Genomic DNA, 19,623 nt, shown 5'->3' on the forward strand with positions numbered 1-19,623 from the left:
GATGAATTGAGTTTCTAGCAAAAAAAATCCAATGAATTTAATCATTGGATTTTTAATTTTTGATAATGAAAAGGACCTATTGATTCATGGTCATTAAAAACTCTTCATTAGTTTTCGTTTGCTTAATACGCTGTTCAATGAATTCCATTGCTTCTACTGGGTTCATATCAGCTAAATACTTACGCAATATCCATAGTCGTTGAATAGTACTTTCATCTAGTAGTAAATCATCTCTACGTGTACTAGAAGAAGTAAGATCAATGGCAGGGAATATTCTACGGTTAGATATCTTACGATCCAATTGTAATTCCATATTACCAGTTCCTTTGAATTCTTCAAAGATAACTTCATCCATTTTGGATCCTGTTTCTGTTAATGCTGTAGCTATTATTGATAATGAACCACCATTTTCAATATTTCTAGCCGCACCAAAGAATCTTTTCGGTTTATGTAAAGCGTTGGCATCAACACCACCACTTAATACCTTCCCAGATGCTGGTTGCACTGTGTTATATGCACGTGCTAATCTTGTAATTGAATCTAAAAGAATTACAACATCATGGCCACATTCAACAAGGCGTTTTGCTTTTTCTAATACAATATTTGCAATTCTAACGTGTTCTGAAGCCTCTTTATCAAAGGTAGAAGCAACCACCTCACCACGAACATTACGTTGCATGTCGGTAACTTCTTCCGGTCTTTCATCAATTAATAAAACAATTAAATATACTTCTGGGTGATTTGCGGCTATCGCATTCGCAACACTCTTAAGTAACATCGTTTTACCCGTTTTAGGTTGCGACACAATCATACCTCTTTGCCCTTTACCGATAGGTGAAAACATATCTATAATTCGAGTAGAGATATCACTTTGTCTATGAGCTAGATTAAATTTCTCCTGAGGAAATAATGGTGTTAAATGTTCAAAAGCAACACGGTCACGTACAACTTGTGGATCTATTCCGTTTATTTTAATCACTTTAATAAGTGGGAAATATTTTTCACCTTCTTTTGGCGGGCGTACATTACCTAATACAGTGTCTCCATTCTTTAATCCGAATAGACGAATTTGAGATTGCGATACATAAATATCATCAGGAGAGGAAAGGTAGTTGTAATCAGAAGATCTAAGAAAGCCGTAGCCATCTTGCATAATATCTAAAACACCTTCACTTTCAATGATACTATCGAATTCATATTCCGGTTGCTTGTATCTATTTTTCAGCTCCTTATCAAAATTGCTCTTATCATGAGGCTGTTTTTGATTCTGGTGTCTTTGATTCTTGTTATTTTTTTGGTGCTGATTATTTTTCTGATTGTCTTTTCTAGGGTTCGGCCTATTGGGCTGTTGCCTTTTGCTTTCCGTAGTTTCAGTAGGCTTACTAGTATTGTCTACCTTATCTGGAGTGCTATTATTATTATTATTATTATTATTATTATTATTATTATTATGAGGTTTTTTAACCTCATTAGTTTCTTTAACAATTCTAGGTTTTTTGTTTTTCGCTGGTTTAACAACCCTCTTAGGTCGTGGTTGTTGTTCCTCTTTTTTCTCTGCCGGCAATATTTCTGCAGCAGCTTTTGGGTTTGCAGCTTGTAAATCTAGAATTTGATATACTAAATCTAATTTTTTTAAGGTTTTGAATTTTGGAACATTCAATCCTTTTGCTATTTCCTGTAGTTCAGGCAGCTTTTTAGCTTTTAAATCTGAAATTTCAAACATGAAGTTGGTAAATAAATTATACTAAATAAGAAGTTATGAAGTTTTTTGTTATTTGGGTATTGATTGGGATTGATCTCCCTAAAGGCAAGTACTATAACTAATAACGACACAATGATACGAATTATTTTAAATAATTAGTCGATATTTTTTAAAAAGACACGTATTTTTGCCTTTCGAAACAGTTTTAGACGATGATTCAAAGAATTCAGACCGTATTTTTAGTAGTAGTGTGCCTTTTAGGTGCAGTATTGCCTTTTCTGATTAGTCTCTATACAAATGTTGACGGAAATGAAGTTTTTGCACAAAACGAACCTTTTATTTTAGTTGCATTTATTGTTTCAGCCATTTTGGCAATTATTGCTATAGTATTATTTAAAAACAGAAAAAATCAATTTGTGGTAAACAGGTTGAATATGATATTGAATCTTTTTTTACTGGGATTTTTCGTTTACCGGTCGCTAAACCTATCCGGAGAAAGTAACATTTCTGAGAAGGGTATTGGGATGCTCATTCCGATTGTTTCTATCGTTTTTCTGGTTCTTGCCAATAGAGCCATCAAAAAGGATGAGGATCTTGTAAAATCTGTTGATCGTTTACGTTAAACCAAACATCTTAGTAGTATTAGTGCGAAGAAACCCTGATGGAAACATCAGGGTTTTTGCTTTTATTGAAGTGTTTGAAACACAATATCTTATCGAATTTTGAGTTTTACTAATCACCCTTAATCTTATCTATAAATTAAAAATTATAGGCTTAACCAAACTTAACAATGAAAAACCTACTTTATTTATTCGTTTCTGTCTGTTCCTTATCTTTCTTAGGTTCTTGTGTGTCAACCAATCAGCTTACCATGAATGCTATTGAGCCTGCTCCTGTAACAATTGCTGGAGATGTTCAAAATATTGGTATTATTAATAGAAGTCTTCCATCCGAAGGACATAAAACCATTGATCAAATTGATAAAATTTTATCTGTTGAAGGTAAAAACCTTGATAAACACGGTGCCGCTGCTGCTACTATAGCTTTACAAGAAGAATTAATTGCTGAAGGCAGATTTTCAAATATCGTTCAAATAGAAAATGAAACCGAATTACAAAAAGGACTTGGAATTTTACCAGCTACATTAACGTGGACGCAGGTTGAAGCACTATGCGATAAGTATGCGGTAGATGTAATCTTCTCATTAGCTTATTACGATACGGATACTAAGGTAGATTATAAGCAAACAACTGTAATGGTTCCTAACAGTCTTGGTGTTAAGTTACCAATACCAGGTCATGAGGTAACGCTAAGAACGCACATAAAAAATGGTTGGAGAGTGTATGATCCTAAAAGCAAACTCATTTTAGATGAATACAACTATAATGAGTATGTTGTTGGTGTGGGTAAAGGCATAAACCCTATAGAAGCGGTAAAAACAGTAATTAATAGAAAAGAAGCAGTAGTAGAACATAGCAAGAATATTGGTAATGCCTACGCTAGAAGAATTAGACCTTATAAAGTACGAGTTACGCGTAATTACTTTGTAAAGGGAACTGATAATTTTGTAGTTGCCAAAAGAAGAGCTCAAACTGGTGATTGGGATGGAGCAGCTCAATTATGGGAAAGAGAATTAGGAAATTCTGATGAAAAAGTTGCAGGTAGAGCGTTTTACAATATGGCAATTAGCAATGAAATTAATGGAGATTTAGATAAGGCAGTAGAGTTTGCTTCGAAATCGTATTCAGACTACAGAAATAGTGAAGCATTACGTTATTTAGATATTTTAAGATATCGTCAAAGACAAAATCAAAGACTGAACAGTCAGCTTAGTAAATAATTCATTGCATTTAAACTAATGCAATTGTGGGGACGAAAATCCGATAACATAACATCCTTATGTTATCGGATTTTTTTATCCACGTTTGCCAAGTTCAATAACTTCTAAGTTTTTAATATCAGCACCTTCTATTTCAAAACGCAACATAGTTCTAACTTGATGAAACCCGTGTTTGCCACAGGCGCCGGGATTCATATGTAAAACATCTCGTTTTTTATCACGCATAACTTTTAGAATATGCGAATGTCCACAGATAAATAATTTCGGTGGATTCTGTGAAATAATATTTCGTGTTCTTTCATTATACTTCGGCGGATAACCGCCAATATGTGTTATAAGAACATCAACCTTCTCGCAAAAAAACCGATGGTTAAGTGGAAACTCCTTTTGAATAATATGGTCATCAATGTTACCGTATACAGCTTTAAGTGGTTTAATTTTTTGCAATGCATCGGTAACTTTAAGTGAACCAATATCTCCAGCATGCCATATTTCATCGGCTTGGGCGGCATACTTTAAAATTTTGTCATCAATATGGCTGTGGGTATCAGAGAGTAGAAGTATTTTGGTCATTCTTAGATCATAACTTGATTATCTTTGCGGTACAAAGCTAAAGAATCGATTTGAGATATTTTGTTGAGTTTTCATACTTCGGAAAAGCCTATCATGGCTGGCAAATTCAACCCAATGCAATTACAGTGCAACAGGTATTTGAAAAAGCATTTAGTACGTTATTGGGTAATGAAATAGCTCTGGTTGCCGCGGGAAGAACGGATGCTGGCGTTCATGCTAAGCAAATGTTTGCACATTTCGACTGCGAGCAAATTAAAAATACGGAAGACCTAATTTTCCGTTTGAATTCTTTTTTACCAGATGATATTGCAGTAAAAAGCATTTTTGAGGTTTCAGCAGATGCTCATGCGCGTTTTAATGCTACAGAAAGAACCTATGAATATTGGTTGGTTCAAAAAAAGAATCCATTTTATTTAGAGCATGCACATTATATAAATCGCACTTTGGATGTTGCTAAAATGAATGCAGCAGCAGCGTTAATGATGACCTATTCTGATTTCGAATGTTTTTCGAAGTCAAAAACAGAAGTTCATACTTTCTTATGTGACCTAAAAAAGGCAGAATGGCAAGTAATTGATGATCGTTTGGTTTTTACAATTTCAGCAAATCGTTTTTTAAGAAATATGGTTCGAGCCATAGTTGGAACTTTGATAGAAGTCGGAATTGGGAAATGGACTTTAGAAGATGTTAAAACTATCTTAGAAAGTAAGGACAGGACCAAAGCTGGGGTTTCAGTGCCTGCAAAAGGCTTATATTTGCTGGCGATTAAATATCCTCAAGAAATAACAAATAGCTAACGCTAAATGAGCAACGACAAAACCGGTAATGCTTTTGATTTTCGTCTTTTTAAAAGACTCGTAGCACTTACAAAACCGTACAGATTAACCTTTTGGTTTGTGGCAATTGCAGCTGTCTTAATATCAGTATTTGCAATTTTAACAGCGGTTTATGCGGGTGATATTGTCAATAAAGGAATAAAAACAAAAGACCCTTCAATGCTATTGCAATTAACCTTGATGATGTTCGGGTTTCTGTTGGCCGAGGTAATTTCACAATTAGGTTTTAACTACTATGCAAACTGGCTGGGTGAATCTGTAATTAAAGACGTTAGAATTACACTCTTCAAAAAGATGCTAGGTTTTAAAATGAAATATTTTGACTTATCATCTTTAGGTGTTTTAGTGACCAGAGCAGTTGCAGATATGCAACGCATAGGTGAAATTTTCAGTCAAGGTTTCTTTGTAATAGCTGCAGATATGCTAAAAATGTTGGCAGCTGCTGGTGTAATGTTGTGGTTAAATTGGCGATTGGCACTTATTGTTTTTGCATTACTACCTGTAATTTTATATGCTACCCGACTTTTTCAAAAAGCAATGAAAGTAGCTTTTAAAGAAGTACGTGCTCAAGTGTCTAATTTAAATTCTTTTGTACAAGAAAGAATTACGGGAATGAAAATTGTACAACTATTTACACGTGAAGAAACAGAAAAGGAAAAATTTAGAGTCATTAATGAAAAACATCAAAATGCATGGCTAAAAACAGTTTGGTACAACTCTATATTTTTTCCAATTGCTGAAATTGTAAATGCGCTTGCAATTGGCTTGGTTGTATGGTTTGGTGTATTACAAAGTGTAAATAATATTGATGAAAAATACGCGGGTACAATCATAACTTTTTTCTTTTTAATCAACATGTTATTTCGGCCATTGCGACAAATTGCAGACAAATTTAATACGCTTCAGATGGGTATGGTTGCTGCCAATCGTGTATTCGATATCTTAGATACCGATAGCCGAATTGATGATTTGGGTACAGTTGCGAAGGCAGAAGTTAAGGGTAATATTACATTCGCTGATGTACATTTTAGTTATGTAGAAAATGAAGAAGTGCTTCACGGTATTTCATTTGATGTAAAAGCAGGAGAAACGGTAGCAATTGTTGGAGCAACAGGTGCGGGTAAATCAACCATAATTAATTTATTAAATCGTTTTTATGAAATTGATTCTGGAAGTATTTTGGTTGATGATGTAAATATTAACGATTATCGATTGGCGACATTAAGAGGGCAAATTGCAGTTGTTTTACAAGATGTTTTTCTATTTGCAGATACAATTGCAAACAATATTTCTTTAAAAAATCAAAAGATAAGTTTAGCTGAAATTGAAGCCGCAGCGAAAGAAATAGGAGTAGACGAATTTATTTCAAGTTTGCCAGGAGGTTATCATTATAATGTAAAAGAGAGAGGCACCATGTTAAGCAGTGGTCAACGTCAGCTAATTGCTTTTCTACGTGCATATGTTAGTAATCCAAGTATTTTGGTGTTGGATGAAGCAACATCTTCAGTAGACACTTATTCCGAACAGCTCATACAACGTGCTACCGAGAAAATTACGGAAGGCCGTACATCAATAATTATAGCACACCGTTTGGCTACCATTAAAAAAGCCGATAAAATATTGGTAATGGATGCTGGTTTGGTTGTTGAAACGGGAACGCATCAAGAATTATTAGCTAATGGTGGGTACTACAGAAACCTTTACGAGGCCCAATTTTTAGCGGATGAAGTTGCTTAAAAATATTAAGGTTTAGGTGCTAAATCTGATAATTCCAACTGCCCAGTATATAGCAAGTATATTATAAAAGGTGTTGTTGCAATAGTAGTTCCAATAAAATATAATGGAATGTACATTAATCCACGCAATACAATTTGTTTAAAATTTAACTGGTGTAATTTTTTAAGGACATAAAGTGTATAAGTCAAAATTACCGCAGCTGCATAGTTAGAAAAAGTAGTGAAGCCAACATTAAACAGTCCCAATACAATTAAATAAATTACAAATTGTACTATTGCGTAATGGGCAATGATATACATATTTATAACTACATGTTCCGTAAAGTTGTATTTCCTTTTATCAATAAATATGAGCCATGAAATAAACGCAAAAATAGGCAGACTTACGTAGGTCATTAGTCCTTGATAATCGAAAAGTACATCTGCTTTAGATCCGCCACTAATTAGGTATGAATCCATTAATGTTAATTTGTAAATTTTTTTTAAAACAAAGAACATTAATCCAGATAGAATAATCGAAAAAGCAAAGTAACTAATCGGGTTAATGTATTTCTTTCGAACACCATTTATATAACCCTTAATAACCACATCAGGTTTTGTAAATAGATGTAAAAAAGTCTGAAAGATAGTATTGTTTACATTTAGAAACCTACTGGTGAAATCCGCGGTAAGGTTTTTTAGTGTTAATCGATTGCGTATAACTTTAGCACCACAATTAGGACAAAAATTATAATCCGTAATCAAAGATTTTTTGCAATTTTTACAGTTCATTGTAGATTTTTAAACTACATCTTCTTTAATTATTTCCATTAAATTGGTCATGTCCTTATAATTTACAAATTCACCATTTTTCACGTAAGATATCTTGCCAGTTTCTTCGCTGACAACAAGTGCAATTGCATCGGTTTTTTCAGTTATACTCAAGGCTGCTCTATGGCGTAAACCATATTTCAATGGAATCTTTCGGTCATTCCCAACAGGAAGGACAACACGAGTAGCAACGATGTAGTTATCTTCAATTATTGCCGCACCGTCGTGCAAAGGACTGTTTTTATAAAAAATACTTTCGATAATAGGTTGGGTAACTTCAATATTCATTTGATCCCCCGAAGTTTTTACAAATTCTAAGGAGTTTGCTCGCTCTATTACTAATAGTGCACCCGTTCTCGATTCACTCATGCGTTCACAGGCATTTAATAAACCTGTTAAATTGAGGTTACTTACTAGGCCTTCCTCCGGTCTAAAGAATTTAAAGTGCTTTACAAAATTCCGTTTGTTGGAAAAATTTGTTGATCCTATCATCAAAAGAAATTTTCTAATTTCTTGTTGAAAAACAATAATTAGCGCAATAAGTCCTACTTGCATAAATTGACCAACTAGACTACTAATCATTTGCATGCCTAATAATTCTGTCAATTTCCAGAAGCCCCAGACAATTACAATTCCGATAAAAATATTGATTGCAACCGAACCGCGAACCAATTTATAAATGTAGTAAAGTAAGATAGCGACTAGAATAATGTCGATGAAGTCAGTTATCTTAAAATCGATAAAATTCAGAAAATCCAATCCGTAGTGTTTTTGTAAAATTAGAAAAAAAAGGGCTTAATCGGTTATACCTTTTAATTCTTCATATAAATGAACGCATTCTATGGCTTCTTTAACATCGTGTACCCGTAAAATTTTAGCACCTCTATCCAAGGCTAACATGTTTAATGCGGTTGTTCCATTAAGGGCAGAAGCTGCATTGGTATGTAGCGTTTTAAAAATCATCGATTTACGACTTAGGCCAGCGAGGATAGGTATTTCAAAAGTTTGAAATAATTCTAAATGATTTAATAATTCAAAATTCTGAGTTCTTGTTTTTGAAAAACCAAAGCCCATATCAATAATTATATCTGTAATGCCGAGGTTTCGAGTAAGGTTAATTCGTTCCGAAAAATATTGTCGCATTTCAATGATAATATCATCGTAATCGGTAAGGTCACGCATTGTTTTTGGTGTTCCTCTCATGTGCATCATTATATAAGGCACCTGATATTTTGCAACTACATGCATCATGTTGTCATCAAGGTGTCCTGCAGAAATATCATTAATTAGTGCTGCACCCATTTCCAAACATTTATCGGCAACTTCACTTCTAAAAGTATCAATTGATAATAAAGTTTCAGGAAATTCTTTTCGTAACAATGCAACAATTGGTAATATCCTTTGCAATTCTTCCTCGACTGCAATATCATCAGCACCTGGTCTAGAACTATAAGCCCCAAGGTCTAAAAAAGTTGCACCTTCAGCTATCATTTTTTCACAATGTAAAAGTATGGCCTTGTGTTCGCTGTGCTTACCACCATCATAAAACGAATCGGGCGTGAGATTTAAAATACCCATCACCTTTGGTGAATTAAGATTAATGAGTTTTTGATTGCAATTAATGGTCATTGACTAATTATATTTGGGCATTTAAGACCTCATTTCAGCAACATCAGTGAGTTATCGTTGTGTGGCCTTGATGATTCCAATATTTTAAGCGAAATTTACGCAAAATATAATAGTAGATGCAGTACACTTCGGAACAATATGATGCAGTTTTAAAGACGTGTAGAGACCTGTTCCAAAAAAAGATGAAAGATTACGGTAGTGCATGGCGAATTTTACGACTTCCATCACTTACAGATCAAATATTTATAAAAGCAAAAAGAATTCGAGGGCTTCAAGAGAATGATGTTCACAAAGTAGATGAAGGCCAGCAATCAGAATTTATAGGCATTATTAATTATTCTTTAATGGCGCTAATTCAAATTGAATTAGGTATTGCTGAAGAACCAGATTTAACTACGGAAAAGGCGGTAGCATTATTCGATAAACATGCAGATACTACTAAGGAATTGATGCAAAATAAAAATCATGATTATGGTGAAGCTTGGCGCGATATGCGTGTGAGTTCTTTAACCGATTTAATTATTCAGAAACTACTTCGTGTAAAGCAAATAGAAAATAACAAGGGAAAAACACTTGTTAGTGAGGGTATTGATGCCAATTATCAAGACATGGTGAATTATGCTATTTTTGCGATGATTCATCTCGATGAAAATTCAGTACAAGCATGAAATATTTAGTATCATTTTCTAGAATAGTAGTTGGTATTTTATTCATCATCAGTGGTTATATAAAATTAAATGATCCAGTAGGTTTTTCTTTTAAGCTTGAAGAATATTTTAGTCAGGGTGTTTTGGATCTTCCATTTTTTATGGATTATGCGCTAATAATTTCTATTATAGTGGTTATTGTAGAAGTGTTATTGGGTGTAATGTTATTAGTAGGCTATCGAATTAAGTTTACGCTATGGAGTTTATTATTGATGATAATCTTCTTTACGTTTCTCACATTTTACTCGGCATATTTTAATAAAGTTACAGATTGCGGATGCTTCGGCGATGCGATTAAATTAACCCCATGGGAGTCGTTTAGTAAAGATGTAATTCTTCTCGTTTTTATATTGATATTATTTGTGGGTAAGAAATACATAAAACCAATACTGTCATTTAATATAGAACGAATAGTTATGGTCGTGTCGCTATTAGCTTGTGCTTTATATGCTAATTATGTTTTAAATCACCTTCCGGTAATCGATTTTAGACCGTATAAAATCGGAGCTAATATTGCTGATGGAATGACGGTGCCAGAAAACGCACCGAAAGCTATTTTTGATTATGCTTGGCGCTTTAAGGTGAATGGCGAAGAGCAAGTAATAGTAACGCAAGGAGACTATCCGTCGGTAGATGGTGAATTTGTTGATGTAGAAACTACAGAAGTGCAAAAAGGCTACGAGCCTCCCGTACACGATTTTACAGTTGAACAAAATGGCGAAGATTTTGCGGCTAGTTTATTACAAGAACCAAAATTGGTAATGGTGATTGCATACGACTTAAGAAAAAGTACACTAGATGCATTTTCAGAAGTAAAGGAAGTAAGCGATTTGGCCATTAAAAATGGTTATAAAGTAATTGGAATGTCGGCCTCTAATGAAACGCAGACATCTGATTTAAAAAAGCAGTATCAATTAGATTTCGATTTCTATTTTACCGATGAAACAACATTGAAAACGATAGTAAGAAGTAATCCAGGAATATTGGTTTTAGAAAAAGGAACAATTAAACAAAAAGTACATTATAACGATTTTGACGAATTAACTTTTGAATAACCAACACGAAAAATTAATTGGTTTATTTTGAAATAAGAGTTTTCTGAAAACATTAAATACAAAAAGATGAGAAGTAAAATAGTAGCAGGTAATTGGAAGATGAACAAGACCTATAATGAGATGGAAACCTTATTAGGTGAATTGGAAGCAAAAGTTCCAGATACGGATGCTGAAATAATGGTGTCACCAAGTTTTGTAAACCTTCCAAGAGCATTTAAAATGCTTGAATCATCGGTTATAGAGCCAATAGCACAAAATATGCATTTTGCAGAAAGTGGTGCTTATACAGGTGAAGTATCCGCCGATATGCTTAAAGGTATTGGTATTGATACAGTAATTTTAGGGCACTCAGAACGTCGTTCTATTTTTGGTGAAACCGATGAGTTATTAGCCAAAAAAGTTATTGCAGCATTGGAAAAAGGACTACGAGTAGTTTTTTGTTTTGGTGAAGAATTAGAAGATAGAAAATCTGATAATCATTTTAATATTGTTGCGGATCAGTTAACCAAAGGTCTTTTTAATTTAAAGGCAGATGCTTGGCAAAATATTGTTTTAGCATACGAGCCAGTATGGGCGATTGGAACAGGTGAAACTGCCTCTCCAGAGCAAGCGCAAGAAATGCATGCTTTTATCAGAAAGACTATTTCTAATGAATATGATGCAACCATTGCTGATAATGTTACAATTTTATATGGTGGTAGTGTAAAGCCAGCAAATGCGGCTGAAATATTCTCAAAGCCAGATGTTGATGGTGGATTAATTGGTGGAGCTTCTTTAAATGCAGATGATTTTATAGCGATTGTAAAAGCAATATAAATTTGTAAATATTTTGCACCTTTTCATACTCATGGGAAGGTGCTTTTTTTTGGTGAGTATTATTCTCATTTAATTTTAAAAACTAGCGGTGTCTAATTCTAACTACGTAGAGTATTCTTTTCAAATAAATCCGGTTCAACCAGGAGCAGAAATATTAATGGCAGAACTTGGGGAACGGAACTTTGAAAGTTTTGTAGAGCAAGAAAACGGACTCTTAGCATACATTCAAAAAAGTGATTGGTCAGAAACTATTTTAGAGGGAGTGGCTATTCTCGAGAATTCAGAATTTCAAATCTCATTCGAATCAAAAGAAATAGAGCAAGAAAATTGGAATGTTACATGGGAATCAAATTTTGAACCTATTCAGGTAGAGAATCGATGTCGCGTACGAGCACCTTTTCATGAAAAATTAGATTTTGAATATGATATTGTTATTGAGCCAAAAATGAGTTTTGGTACCGGACATCATGAAACTACACAAATGATGTTGCGTTTTGTTCTGGAAAACGATTTTAACGAAAAATCTATTTTGGATATGGGCAGTGGTACGGGAGTTTTGGCAATTTTGGCTGAAATGCATGGAGCAACTGCAGTGGATGCAATCGATATTGATAACTGGTGTTATTTAAATGCGATTGAAAATGTAGAACGCAATAACTGTGAGCACATTAAAGTGTATGAGGGCGATGCGAGTTTGTTAGTTACAGTAGATAAGTATGATACTGTTTTAGCGAATATTAATAGAAATATTTTACTACAAGATATTCCTACCTATGCTAATGTTCTTAAGTCGGGTGGGGCACTTTTTTTAAGCGGATTCTTTTCAGAAGACATTCCTCTTATTTCTGATAAATGTCAAGAATGCGGAATGGTTTTCCAAAATAGCCTTAAAAATGGCGAATGGGTTGCAGCTTATTTTATTAAGGAGTAGATTGTCAATATGTTAAATATCAACTACTTTGTAATTTTAGCTAAATTTTGGAGACTATTTTTTAGAATTTAATATATTAGTTGAAAATTTGTTTATGGACACGAATGAAAGAATACTAGAAGAAGTACTAGTCGAAGAGGAAACCGTAAAACAGAACGAAATTGTTCTTTTCAATGACGATGTTAATACTTTTGATCATGTCATTGATACTTTAGTTGATGTTTGTGAGCATTCACCAGAGCAAGCAGAACAATGTTCACTTATTGTACACTACAAAGGAAAATGCACTGTAAAAACTGGTGAGTATGATGATTTAAAACCACGATGCAGTCGATTATTACAAGCGGGCTTAAGTGCTGAGATTGTATAATTCTATTATTTGCACCTAAAAACTTACAAATTCTTAATTAAGTAGTTAATCTGTTGCAATATTGTTTATATTGGCTTGACTCTCTACTATATAAAGACATTTATAGTAGAGAGGTTTATAATAATCTAAGCTATCCTTATGAACAAAATACTCCCTCTAGTTCTATCCTTTATTATAGTATTTATTAGTTGTTCGGAAGATGATAAAACCAGCAGCAATGTAGGCCCGTCCAATCTTGTCATTAGCACAGAAATTAGTGAAGATGGTTCAGGTAGCGTGTCATTGACGGCAACAGCTACTAATGCTTTTTCTTTTGTTTTCGATTTTGGTGATGGTACTTCTAAAGAGTCACTTAATGGTAAAGTAGCTAAAGTTTATAGTCAAGAAGGAGAAAATACATTTACTATTAAGGTAACTGCTTTTGGTTCTGGTGATACAAGTATCTCGGAAACATTTGATATTGTAGTTGATGTAAATACTTTATCTGCTGAAGATATGGAGGTGATAACCTTTTTAACCAACGGTACTACTAAAACTTGGTATGTAGCAGCATCGCAACCAGGACACTTAGGTCTTGGACCTGCAAGAGAAGACATTGATGGCGACTGGTGGTATGCAAAATGGTATTCTGCTCAAGCTTTTGAAAAATGTGCTAGTGGAGATTCGGATTGTTTCTGTGATGATGAGTTAACCTTCACAGTAGCAAGTGATGGCGCTTTATCCTATGAATTGGATAATAAGGGACAAACGTTTTTTAATGGTGCTCACAAAGACGTTGTTGGCGGAACAGTTACGGAAGATTTCTGTTACGATTTTGATGCTTCTGGAGTTAAAGAAGTTACTTTATCCCCAGTTTCTGGTAATGTGCCAGATGCTGAAACTACGGGAATGCAACTAGATTTTTCCGATGCTGGTTTTATGAGTTATTATGTAGGTTCATCTACCTATGAAATTCTTTCAATTAGTGACGAAATGTTGTACGTAAGAACTTATGATAGTGCTAATGCCGATTTTGCATGGTATTTGCGATTTTCTTCCGAACCTGCGGTTAATGGAGGAGATGAGAAACTTGAAACAATATATACTAATCTGGTTTGGTCCGATGAATTTGATGTAGACGGTGCGCCAAATCCAGATAATTGGGGCTATGATCTTGGTGCAGGCGGATGGGGTAATAACGAGTCTCAGGCCTATACAGCTAATTCCGAAAACGTTAAGGTAGAAGATGGATTATTAAAAATAACAGCAATATCAGAAGGAGGTGAAGCTGGTGTTTATTATTTCGATGATATCACCATAGAAAATACCACAGGTACATCGGTTTCGATACAAGATTTTGAGGGGGAAACGCAAGCATTTTCAGATTTTGGCGGTGCTATCACAACTACAATAAATAATCCAGACGCTTCAACAATCAATAATTCTACTATGGCCGCAGAGTTTACAAAAGCGATTGGTGCAGAAACTTGGGCAGGAACCTATTTTGATTTAGCCGCTGCAGCAGATTTAAATACCTATTCAACTATAAAGTTAAAGACTTGGTCTCCAGAGGTTGGCGTAGTTGTAAAGGTGAAATTTGAAAACGCTGCCAATACAGAGGAAAGTTATGAAGTTGATGCCACTACTACAGTGTCTAATTCTTGGGAAGAATTGACTTTTGATTTCAGTGAAGCACCAGATTTAACTTATGATAGGTTTGTTATTTTCTTTGATTTTGGGCAAGCTGCAGCGGGGAGTTTTACCTCGGCACGAATTAAATCTGAAAATAAATATGAATTTACCTATGGCCGTGTTGAAATACGTGCAAAATTACCTTCTACGGGTGGCACATGGCCAGCACTTTGGGCTTTGGGTGCAAATTTCGATACAGTAGGTTGGCCTGCATGTGGTGAAATAGATATTATGGAACATGTTGGAAATAATAATAATGTTGTTTCCAGTGCACTACATTACCCTGGTAATTTTGGCGGAACGGCGGTTGTTGGTGCAACTACAAATAGTACAGCAACTACAGAATTTCATAATTATACGGTTGAATGGACACCGGAGAGCATTAAGTTTGTTGTAGATGATATGGTTATCCACAATAGCTTAATGAATACAGCCGGCACTCCTTTTAATGAAGATTTTTTCTTTATTATGAATGTGGCTGTTGGCGGTACATTAGGTGGGGCAATAGACAGCGAATTTACAGAAGATACCATGGAGGTAGACTATATTCGAGTTTATCAATAGTAATTCAATGGTCTTAATTAATGCGGTAATTTGTGGCGAACAAGTCCGTATACAAATGTGCCTAAAGTTGCCGCAGCAATTACGATTAACATACTATAAACTCCAGTCCCTAAAAGAATGTACATAGGTCCGGGGCAAGCGCCAGCTAAAGCCCAACCCAATCCAAAAATAGAGCCACCTAGAATATATCGCGCAACACTTTTAGCTTTAGGAGGAACATTAATAGTGTTTCCTTCGATGCTTTTTATATTAAACTTCTTAAGAGTCCAGATAAAAATAATCCCTAATACTACTGCCGAGCCGATAATGCCATACATGTGAAACGATTGAAATTTGAACATTTCAAAAATCCGATACCAAGAAACAGCTTCCGATTTAACCAGTACAATTCCGAAGAAAATACCAACGAGTAAAAATTTTATAAACTTCATAATTAAAAGATAAGGGGTAAAATAAGGTGTGTCATTACTAGTCCACCAATAAAAAATCCGATTACAGCAATTAAAGAAGGCAATTGTAAATTGCTCAGTCCAGTGATGGCGTGTCCGGAGGTACAACCACCAGCGTAGCGCGTTCCAAAACCAACCAAGAATCCAGCTATAATTAGAATAGATAAACCTTTTAAGGTAAATACATTTTCGAGTCCGTATATTTCTTGTGGTAAAATAGTTTCACCGACATCTGAAAATCCGAGCGCTTGCAAATCAGAAATAGTAGCAGCACTCAAATCAATAGGTGCACCATCAGAAAGAAAAGTTACAGCAATATATCCGCCAATAATAGCACCTAAAACAACCGTTAGATTCCATTTTTGTACTTTCCAATCGAATCGGAAAAAATCAGCATACTTTCCGGCACCACCTATAGTACATAATGTTCTAAGGTTGGATGACATGCCAAAGGTTTTACCAAAGTAAATAAGCAATAGCATTACTAAAGAAATTAATGGACCAGAAACATACCAGGGCCATGGTTTTAAGAGGAACTCCATAGATTTTAATTTAGCGCAAAGATAAACGTAATAATTTGTCTCATCAGTTGTAACATTTCTAGCTATATTTATCTAAAATCATAGCATGTTAAAGATGAGATTTTCAAGTTACTTGGTCTGCGCACTATTCTTAAACTTACAAACAGTTTTCAGTCCACTTACGGCACAAGATTTACCTAGAAGTTACATCGCACAAAAAACTTCGGCTAACATTATAATCGATGGAAAAGCTGAAGAAACTGCGTGGACAACAGCAGATTGGACTTCAAATTTTATTGATATAGAAGGGGAGGTGCAGCCAAAATATGATACCCGAATGAAAATGACTTGGGATGAAAACAACCTCTATTTTTATGTAGAAATGGAGGAGTCACATGTATGGGGTACTTTAAAAGAACGCGATACCGTAATTTTCTATAATAACGATTTTGAAGTTTTTATTGATCCAGATGGAGATACCCATAATTATATGGAGTTTGAAATGAATGCTTTGAATACGGTCTGGGACCTTTGGCTAACCAAACCCTATCGCAATGGACCTAAAGTTATAGATGGGTGGGATATTGCGGGATTAAAATCTGCAGTGCATATCAATGGGACTTTAAATAATGCTGAGGATATCGATAAAGGATGGCAAGTTGAGATTGCAATGCCTTGGAAGGCACTTTTGGAAGGGAGTACTAAAAATAAAGTGCCTGTAAATGAGTTTTGGCGTATTAATTTTTCACGGGTGAATTGGGATTTCGATTTAATCGATGGTCGCTATTCTCGAAAGAAAAATGCAGCAGGAAAATTCGAGCGCGAGTATAATTGGGTATGGTCGCCACAAGGCGTAATTAATATGCACGAACCCGAACATTGGGGTTATGTGTATTTTGCAGAAAGTGCCACGGAGACTTTTAAAATTCCTGAGGATGATAAAATAAAAAGGCATTTGTATGCACTAGCACGAAAGATTTGGTCGAATAAGCAATCGGATATTGGAGTCAGTTTAAAACAACAAATTGAAGCACCTATTGAAATAGCAGGCAAGCAGCTAACACCAAAATTGGAGGTGCACAAATACGGCTGGCATATCAGTGTACAAAGTCCGTTTACAAATATGGTATTACTATTAAGTGAGGACGGGAAGTTTCAGAAAATTGAATAAATTTATAAAGGACTAAACATTTTTTAAAGCACTGTCTTCAAAATTCTTCATCACTTTGTTTAGCGATAAATGTGTTTCGGCATATATTCTAGCATTTCTGGTCATTCTCGTTTCTTCACCGTTCTTTGAGAAAGCTTGATTTATACCTTGGTTCAACGCATTTTGATTTTCTGCATCTACCAAAATTCCCATTTTATTCTTTTTTACCAAATTATGTAAACCAGTGGCTTTGTTCGCGGTAATTAAAGCAAGACCACCAACAGATAAGATGGTATTTAGTTTAGAGGGCATAACCAAATCGCTAGCAACATTTTTCTGCACCACTAAGTGAAGGTCGGCCATGTTTAAAAACGAATTAAAACTTTCATGCGGTTGTAAAGGAAAGAAATGCACATTTTTCAACTCCATTCGTTTAGCCATTTTCCGCAATTGAAGTTTGTAAGGCCCGGTACCACAAAAAATGAATTGATATTTTTTATGTTCCTGAGCTGCATATAATATAGCATCCAAACCTTGCTTTTCGCCCATGCCGCCAGAATATAAAATAATTTTATCTTCAGCTTTAAAACCAAAATTTTCTTTTATTTTATTGCGATCAGGTAAGGGGTAAAAACTTTTGGTGTCACTCCAGTTAGGAAATAAAACCACTTCCTTTTGTGATTTTTTCTGAACTTTATCTACCATTTTTTTCGAGATACTACTCACCGTATCCGAATTTTTCATGATAAATTTTTCCACTTTAAATAGTGCATTAATAACTTTTGGAGATTTAATCATTTTTAAATCTTTAGCCATTTCTATTTGTAAATCTTGAATGTGATAAATGTGTTTCGCTTTACGTACTTTTTTATAGAAATAGCCTAGCAAGCCAACTTGAAAAGATGGCGCTACCGTAAGAATATAATCGAATTTTCTTTTCGGCATAAGCATCAGTATTCTAATGAAAGCAGAAATAAAGAAAGAAACATCTAGCAGCATTCTTTTTAAGCCAGAAGGTTTTGTAGGTACATACATCGGGCAACGATGTACTTTTATTTTTTTGTCACCAACTTGCTGAATTTCGGTACTGTACCAAAATCTCTTTTTGCGATAGGGTTCCTGTACACTCCAATAAGGGTAATAGGGGTAGGTGGTAATTACTTCGCAGTCATAATCATTTTCTGCCAACCAATTAATCATTTCGCTACTGTACTTCCCAATTCCGGTAAGTTCTGGGTAATAATTGTAGCCTACTAATAATAGGTTCTTTCCCATGTGTTCTAGGTTAAGATTTAGCACTAATAAAATAATTAATTATACAATTTCACTTGTACAACCTGAGGCTTTTTCGGGGGAACTGTTGAAAGCACATCGATATTTAATAAAACATCAAAATCGATAAACAATACTACTAAATGTTTGTGGTTAAAAGAAGTAGCTCGCATAGAAAAGGACAGGTTTAGCACTAATTTAACATTGTCGTATAAAAGTGGTCTTCTGCATTACAAATGATAAAAATTTTAACGCTTAAAACACGGATTACGCAAAGCTTGTAGTGTTACGGCTTTATTGATAATACCGATGAATGGTAACATAAAGTTAAGGTAAGGTTAAAATTAAATCTTAAAGTGTCTGTTTGTCGATTTTAACAGACATTATAAGTAATTTTTTAGCTTTTAAACGTTTATAGTACAAGCAGAAATAGCAGTATATCCATAGTCCCAAATAGCATAGTTTTATTTAATGAATTTCTTTTACCGATTTCTATTTTTCTTTTTTTCAACTATGGGTTGTGTGGCACAAATTGTTGACTCTAACATTGTAACTACAGAAGAAATAGACAATCAAGTTTTGCTACAGTCAATAAATACTGCTGGTGGACTTGTTACTGGTGAAAATGGTTCTGGAAGTTATGCTATTGGTCAATTATTTCTGAGTGACATGAGCTCACCGGCGCATAAAATTACTGAAGGTGTTTTGCAGCAAATAGATCAATCTTTAAATGAATTAATAACCACTATTGCCGTAGAGGCCTATCCAAATCCGACCACCGATTATTTTTTTATTGAAGTTGATGACTATAAGAGTAGGAATTTAAGTTATCAGCTTGTAAATTTACAAGGAAAGATTTTGACCAGGAATCTTATCCAAGATTTCAAAACCAAAATAACCTCTACTTTCTTACATCAAGGAATTTATATAATTAGTGTTTTAGAAGACAATGAATTTCTAAAATCATTTAAAATTATAAAGCGTTAAGAGA

Annotated in this window: 20 protein-coding genes; 12 read left to right on the forward strand and 8 right to left on the reverse strand. The window is 34.5% G+C overall.

Annotation, left to right across the window (positions count from 1 at the left end; all coding sequences use genetic code 11):
- Nucleotides 1–76: 76 nt before the first annotated feature.
- On the reverse strand, nucleotides 77–1,723 hold the full coding sequence (gene rho, locus ABJF52_RS18515) for a transcription termination factor Rho (protein WP_348153584.1): 1,647 nt from the start codon (nucleotides 1,721–1,723) through the stop codon (nucleotides 77–79).
- A gap of 191 nt (nucleotides 1,724–1,914) precedes the next feature.
- On the opposite strand from rho, the gene ABJF52_RS18520 reads away from it, so the two are divergent.
- Both ABJF52_RS18520 and ABJF52_RS18525 read left to right on the forward strand, forming a co-directional pair.
- On the forward strand, nucleotides 1,915–2,325 hold the full coding sequence (locus ABJF52_RS18520) for a DUF4293 domain-containing protein (RefSeq protein ID WP_348153586.1): 411 nt from the start codon (nucleotides 1,915–1,917) through the stop codon (nucleotides 2,323–2,325).
- A gap of 167 nt (nucleotides 2,326–2,492) precedes the next feature.
- On the forward strand, nucleotides 2,493–3,542 hold the full coding sequence (locus tag ABJF52_RS18525; protein ID WP_348153588.1) for a DUF6340 family protein: 1,050 nt from the start codon (nucleotides 2,493–2,495) through the stop codon (nucleotides 3,540–3,542).
- A 75-nt stretch (nucleotides 3,543–3,617) separates the two neighbouring features.
- Here the strand turns inward: ABJF52_RS18525 and ABJF52_RS18530 are convergent, their stop codons facing one another.
- Nucleotides 3,618–4,115, reverse strand: a complete 498-nt coding sequence (locus ABJF52_RS18530; RefSeq protein WP_348153590.1) for a metallophosphoesterase family protein — start codon at nucleotides 4,113–4,115, stop codon at nucleotides 3,618–3,620.
- 50 nt (nucleotides 4,116–4,165) lie between these two features.
- On the opposite strand from ABJF52_RS18530, the gene truA reads away from it, so the two are divergent.
- Both truA and ABJF52_RS18540 read left to right on the forward strand, forming a co-directional pair.
- Nucleotides 4,166–4,912: a tRNA pseudouridine(38-40) synthase TruA gene (gene truA / locus ABJF52_RS18535; protein WP_348153592.1), complete on the forward strand. Its 747-nt coding sequence runs from the start codon at nucleotides 4,166–4,168 to the stop codon at nucleotides 4,910–4,912.
- A 6-nt stretch (nucleotides 4,913–4,918) separates the two neighbouring features.
- Nucleotides 4,919–6,688, forward strand: coding sequence for an ABC transporter ATP-binding protein (locus ABJF52_RS18540; RefSeq protein WP_348153593.1), 1,770 nt, complete (start codon nucleotides 4,919–4,921; stop codon nucleotides 6,686–6,688).
- A gap of 5 nt (nucleotides 6,689–6,693) precedes the next feature.
- Here the strand turns inward: ABJF52_RS18540 and ABJF52_RS18545 are convergent, their stop codons facing one another.
- The 3 genes from ABJF52_RS18545 to folP are packed head-to-tail and all read right to left on the reverse strand — an operon-like array spanning nucleotide 6,694 to nucleotide 9,126.
- The gene (locus tag ABJF52_RS18545) at nucleotides 6,694–7,458 is read right to left on the reverse strand and encodes a DUF3667 domain-containing protein (RefSeq protein ID WP_348153595.1); all 765 of its coding nucleotides are present in this window, start codon (nucleotides 7,456–7,458) and stop codon (nucleotides 6,694–6,696) included.
- 9 nt (nucleotides 7,459–7,467) lie between these two features.
- Nucleotides 7,468–8,256: a diadenylate cyclase gene (locus ABJF52_RS18550; RefSeq protein WP_348153597.1), complete on the reverse strand. Its 789-nt coding sequence runs from the start codon at nucleotides 8,254–8,256 to the stop codon at nucleotides 7,468–7,470.
- Between the two features lie 36 nt (nucleotides 8,257–8,292).
- A complete protein-coding gene (gene folP, locus ABJF52_RS18555; protein WP_348153599.1) occupies nucleotides 8,293–9,126 on the reverse strand; it encodes a dihydropteroate synthase in 834 nt (277 codons plus the stop codon).
- A 116-nt stretch (nucleotides 9,127–9,242) separates the two neighbouring features.
- On the opposite strand from folP, the gene ABJF52_RS18560 reads away from it, so the two are divergent.
- From ABJF52_RS18560 to ABJF52_RS18585, 6 genes are all read left to right on the forward strand, one after another.
- Nucleotides 9,243–9,794 carry a DUF1599 domain-containing protein gene (locus ABJF52_RS18560; protein WP_348153600.1) on the forward strand — a complete coding sequence of 184 codons (552 nt, stop codon included), beginning with the start codon at nucleotides 9,243–9,245 and terminating at the stop codon, nucleotides 9,792–9,794.
- A complete protein-coding gene (locus ABJF52_RS18565; RefSeq protein WP_348153602.1) occupies nucleotides 9,791–10,888 on the forward strand; it encodes a BT_3928 family protein in 1,098 nt (365 codons plus the stop codon). Before ABJF52_RS18560 ends, ABJF52_RS18565 begins: the two co-directional genes overlap by 4 nt.
- A gap of 66 nt (nucleotides 10,889–10,954) precedes the next feature.
- The gene (gene tpiA / locus ABJF52_RS18570; RefSeq protein ID WP_348153604.1) at nucleotides 10,955–11,704 is read left to right on the forward strand and encodes a triose-phosphate isomerase; all 750 of its coding nucleotides are present in this window, start codon (nucleotides 10,955–10,957) and stop codon (nucleotides 11,702–11,704) included.
- 88 nt (nucleotides 11,705–11,792) lie between these two features.
- On the forward strand, nucleotides 11,793–12,635 hold the full coding sequence (gene prmA / locus ABJF52_RS18575; protein WP_348153606.1) for a 50S ribosomal protein L11 methyltransferase: 843 nt from the start codon (nucleotides 11,793–11,795) through the stop codon (nucleotides 12,633–12,635).
- A 94-nt stretch (nucleotides 12,636–12,729) separates the two neighbouring features.
- A complete protein-coding gene (locus ABJF52_RS18580) occupies nucleotides 12,730–13,005 on the forward strand; it encodes an ATP-dependent Clp protease adaptor ClpS (RefSeq protein ID WP_348153607.1) in 276 nt (91 codons plus the stop codon).
- A gap of 138 nt (nucleotides 13,006–13,143) precedes the next feature.
- Nucleotides 13,144–15,240 (forward strand): glycoside hydrolase family 16 protein, encoded by a 2,097-nt coding sequence (locus ABJF52_RS18585; RefSeq protein WP_348153609.1) that lies wholly within the window; start codon nucleotides 13,144–13,146, stop codon nucleotides 15,238–15,240.
- Between the two features lie 17 nt (nucleotides 15,241–15,257).
- Here the strand turns inward: ABJF52_RS18585 and ABJF52_RS18590 are convergent, their stop codons facing one another.
- Complete coding sequence (locus ABJF52_RS18590; RefSeq protein ID WP_348153610.1) at nucleotides 15,258–15,671, reverse strand: DUF6691 family protein; 414 nt, start codon at nucleotides 15,669–15,671, stop codon at nucleotides 15,258–15,260.
- A gap of 2 nt (nucleotides 15,672–15,673) precedes the next feature.
- A complete protein-coding gene (locus ABJF52_RS18595) occupies nucleotides 15,674–16,231 on the reverse strand; it encodes a YeeE/YedE thiosulfate transporter family protein (protein WP_348153612.1) in 558 nt (185 codons plus the stop codon).
- Between the two features lie 94 nt (nucleotides 16,232–16,325).
- On the opposite strand from ABJF52_RS18595, the gene ABJF52_RS18600 reads away from it, so the two are divergent.
- A complete protein-coding gene (locus tag ABJF52_RS18600) occupies nucleotides 16,326–17,381 on the forward strand; it encodes a carbohydrate-binding family 9-like protein (RefSeq protein WP_348153613.1) in 1,056 nt (351 codons plus the stop codon).
- Between the two features lie 12 nt (nucleotides 17,382–17,393).
- Here ABJF52_RS18600 and ABJF52_RS18605 read toward each other — a convergent pair whose 3' ends face one another.
- Nucleotides 17,394–18,635: a WcaI family glycosyltransferase gene (locus ABJF52_RS18605; RefSeq protein WP_348153615.1), complete on the reverse strand. Its 1,242-nt coding sequence runs from the start codon at nucleotides 18,633–18,635 to the stop codon at nucleotides 17,394–17,396.
- A gap of 468 nt (nucleotides 18,636–19,103) precedes the next feature.
- On the opposite strand from ABJF52_RS18605, the gene ABJF52_RS18610 reads away from it, so the two are divergent.
- Nucleotides 19,104–19,619: a T9SS type A sorting domain-containing protein gene (locus ABJF52_RS18610; protein WP_348153617.1), complete on the forward strand. Its 516-nt coding sequence runs from the start codon at nucleotides 19,104–19,106 to the stop codon at nucleotides 19,617–19,619.
- Nucleotides 19,620–19,623 lie beyond the last annotated feature (4 nt).

The sequence above is a fragment of the Aurantibacter sp. genome (assembly GCF_039941195.1).
Taxonomy (GTDB): Bacteria; Bacteroidota; Bacteroidia; order Flavobacteriales; family Flavobacteriaceae; genus Aurantibacter_A.